At 61.0% G+C, this 2,905-nt stretch carries 5 protein-coding genes; all 5 read right to left on the bottom strand.

The window, feature by feature from the left end:
* A partial coding sequence (gene rplW / locus AC5DC2_RS22240) for a 50S ribosomal protein L23 (RefSeq protein ID WP_491700065.1) occupies nucleotides 1–149 on the bottom strand: 149 nt, incomplete at its 3' end.
* Nucleotides 146–766 carry a 50S ribosomal protein L4 gene (gene rplD / locus AC5DC2_RS22245; RefSeq protein WP_024708108.1) on the bottom strand — a complete coding sequence of 207 codons (621 nt, stop codon included), beginning with the start codon at nucleotides 764–766 and terminating at the stop codon, nucleotides 146–148. The genes rplD and rplW, both read right to left, overlap by 4 nt.
* Nucleotides 766–1,461 (bottom strand): 50S ribosomal protein L3, encoded by a 696-nt coding sequence (rplC, locus tag AC5DC2_RS22250; protein WP_024708109.1) that lies wholly within the window; start codon nucleotides 1,459–1,461, stop codon nucleotides 766–768. Before rplC ends, rplD begins: the two co-directional genes overlap by 1 nt.
* A gap of 129 nt (nucleotides 1,462–1,590) precedes the next feature.
* Complete coding sequence (gene rpsJ / locus AC5DC2_RS22255) at nucleotides 1,591–1,899, bottom strand: 30S ribosomal protein S10 (RefSeq protein WP_018065614.1); 309 nt, start codon at nucleotides 1,897–1,899, stop codon at nucleotides 1,591–1,593.
* Nucleotides 1,900–2,047: 148 nt separating this feature from the next.
* Nucleotides 2,048–2,905: elongation factor Tu (locus tag AC5DC2_RS22260; protein WP_491700064.1), on the bottom strand; the 858-nt coding region annotated here is incomplete at its 5' end.

Genomic DNA, 2,905 nt, shown 5'->3' on the forward strand with positions numbered 1-2,905 from the left:
CCGAAGAGCTCTTCGACAGCGGCCTTGATCTCGGGCTTGCTCGCATTCTTGGCAACGCTGAAGACAACCTGGTTATTGTCCGAAACCAGCGTCGACTTCTCGGTGATGACCGGCGAAACGATCACGTCGTAATGGCGGATATCGCTCATTTGAACCGCTCCTCCAGAGCTTCGACTGCGGACCTGGAAAGCACGAGCTTTCCGCGGCGCAGAATGTCGTAAACATTGATGCCCTGAACCGGCAGAACATCGATATTCGGAATGTTACGGGCGGCAAGCTTGAAGTTGCCGTCGACTTCCGAGCCGCCGATGATCAGAGCGTTTTCCAGGCCGAGGCCGGCGAACTGGGCGAGAAGCGCCTTGGTCTTGGCTTCCTTGGCGACGAGGTCATCGACAATGATGATGTTCTCGCCCTTGGCCTTGGCCGAAAGCGCATGCTTCAGGGCCAGCGCGCGAAGCTTCTTCGGCAGGTCATGCGCATGGTCGCGAACAACCGGGCCGTGGGCGCGACCACCGCCGCGGAACTGCGGCGCACGCTTGGCGTGGTGGCGGGCATTGCCCGTGCCCTTCTGCTTGTACATCTTGGCGCCGGTCAGAGCGACTTCCGAACGGCCCTTGACCTTGTGGCTGCCCTGGCGCTTCTTGGCCAGCTGATAGCGAACCATGCGGGCGAGGATGTCTTCGCGCGGTTCCAGGCCGAAGATCTCGTCCTTCAGGCTGACCTTGCCGGCGTCCTTGCCCTCAAGTGTTTTGACGGTGAGATCCATTACTCGGCTCCATTGGTTTCAGCCGCGCGCAGGCCGGCAGGCCGCGGCGCATTTTCAGGCACACCGGACTTCACAGCGTCGCGAACCGTGATCCAGGCGCCCTTGGAACCGGGGACGGCTCCCTTGACGAGGATCAGACCGCGCTCTTCATCGGTGCGGACGACTTCGAGGTTCTGGGTGGTGACGCGGGTCTGGCCCATGTGACCAGCCATCTTCTTGCCCTTCCAGACCTTGCCCGGATCCTGGTTGGAACCGGTCGAACCATGCGAACGGTGCGAGATCGAGACACCGTGGGTGGCGCGCAGGCCGCCGAAGTTGTGGCGCTTCATCGCACCGGCAAAACCCTTACCGATCGTGGTGCCGGTCACGTCGACGAGCTGACCCGACACGAAATGGCCGGCCGTCAGTTCGGCGCCGATCTCGAGCAGGTTGTCTTCCGAAACGCGGAACTCGACCAGCTTGGCCTTGGGTTCGACAGAGCCCTTGGCGAAATGGCCGCGCAGCGCCTTCGACGTGTTCTTGACCTTCGAACGGCCCGCACCGAGCTGAACAGCCGTATAGCCGTTTTTGTCTTTCGTGCGCGTTGCAACGACCTGGCAGCCGTCCATTCGCAAAACTGTTACCGGGATATGCTCTCCTGCGTCATTGAAGACGCGGGTCATTCCCACCTTCTGTGCTATTACACCTGAACGCATCGGTTCGTTCCTTTTAGAGTTCCGGCCAGGCCCTTGCGGTCCCGGCGTGTCTCCGTTTGGGACGTCATGCGCATCGCATCAAAGCGCGCGCAGCGATTGGTCCCGTTTAATTATCCCTACCCTGAAAAATCAGAGCTTGATTTCAACGTCGACGCCGGCAGCCAGATCGAGCTTCATCAGAGCATCGACCGTCTGGGGGGTCGGATCGACAATGTCGAGCAGGCGCTTGTGGGTGCGCATTTCAAACTGCTCGCGGCTCTTCTTGTCGATGTGCGGACCACGGTTGACCGTGAACTTCTCGATCCGGGTCGGCAGCGGAACCGGACCGCGCACATTCGCGCCGGTACGCTTGGCCGTGGAAACGATCTCACGCGTGGAGGCATCAAGGATCCGGTGATCAAACGCCTTCAGGCGGATGCGGATATTCTGGCCGTTCATGCGACTCGTCCTTGTCTTCTTCTTCTTCCCGCCTTCTCGTCATCGATCAGGCGCATTCGTTGAACTTCGACCGCTCTCTTCAATCTTCAAAAGTAGGGACAGGTTGCCCCGTCCCTACCTCGCAATCAAAGTGCCTGTCGCGCGTCGATTACTCGACGATCGATGCCACGATGCCGGCGCCGACGGTGCGGCCGCCTTCGCGGATGGCGAAGCGCAGCTTTTCTTCCATCGCGATCGGCACGATCAGTTCGACGTCAACCGTGACGTTGTCGCCCGGCATCACCATTTCCGTGCCTTCCGGAAGCGTGACGACGCCCGTCACGTCCGTCGTGCGGAAGTAGAACTGCGGACGGTAGTTGGTGAAGAACGGCGTGTGGCGGCCGCCCTCATCCTTCGTCAGGATGTAGGCTTCTGCCTTGAACTTCGTGTGCGGCGTCACCGAACCCGGCTTGCAGAGAATCTGGCCACGCTCGACCTGGTCGCGGTTGATGCCGCGGATCAGAGCGCCGATGTTGTCGCCGGCCTGGCCCTGGTCGAGCAGCTTGCGGAACATTTCAACGCCGGTCACCGTCGTCTTCTGCGTCGGCTTGATGCCGACGATCTCGACTTCCTCGCCAACCTTGACAATGCCGCGCTCGACGCGACCGGTCACGACCGTGCCGCGGCCGGAAATCGAGAACACATCCTCGATCGGCATCAGGAAGGGCTGGTCAACCGGACGCTCGGGCGTCGGGATGTAGTCGTCGACAGCGGCCATCAGCGCGCGGATCGCGTCTTCGCCGATTTCCTTGTTGCTGTCTTCCAGAGCGGCAAGCGCCGAGCCCTTGATGATCGGGATTTCGTCGCCGGGGAACTCGTAGGAGTCCAGCAGTTCGCGCACTTCCATCTCGACGAGCTCGAGAAGCTCCTCGTCGTCAACCTGGTCAACCTTGTTGAGGAAAACCACGATCCCCGGAACGCCAACCTGACGGGCAAGCAGGATGTGCTCGCGGGTCTGCGGCATCGG

It is taken from the genome of Martelella sp. (assembly GCF_984369615.1).

Bases quoted from the DNA above. Each gene is read 5' to 3' on its own strand.
- rplD (WP_024708108.1), bottom strand. From the start codon at position 766: ATGGATCTCACCGTCAAAACACTTGAGGGCAAGGACGCCGGCAAGGTC.
- rplC (WP_024708109.1), bottom strand. From the start codon at position 1,461: ATGCGTTCAGGTGTAATAGCACAGAAGGTGGGAATGACCCGCGTCTTC.
- rpsJ (WP_018065614.1), bottom strand. From the start codon at position 1,899: ATGAACGGCCAGAATATCCGCATCCGCCTGAAGGCGTTTGATCACCGG.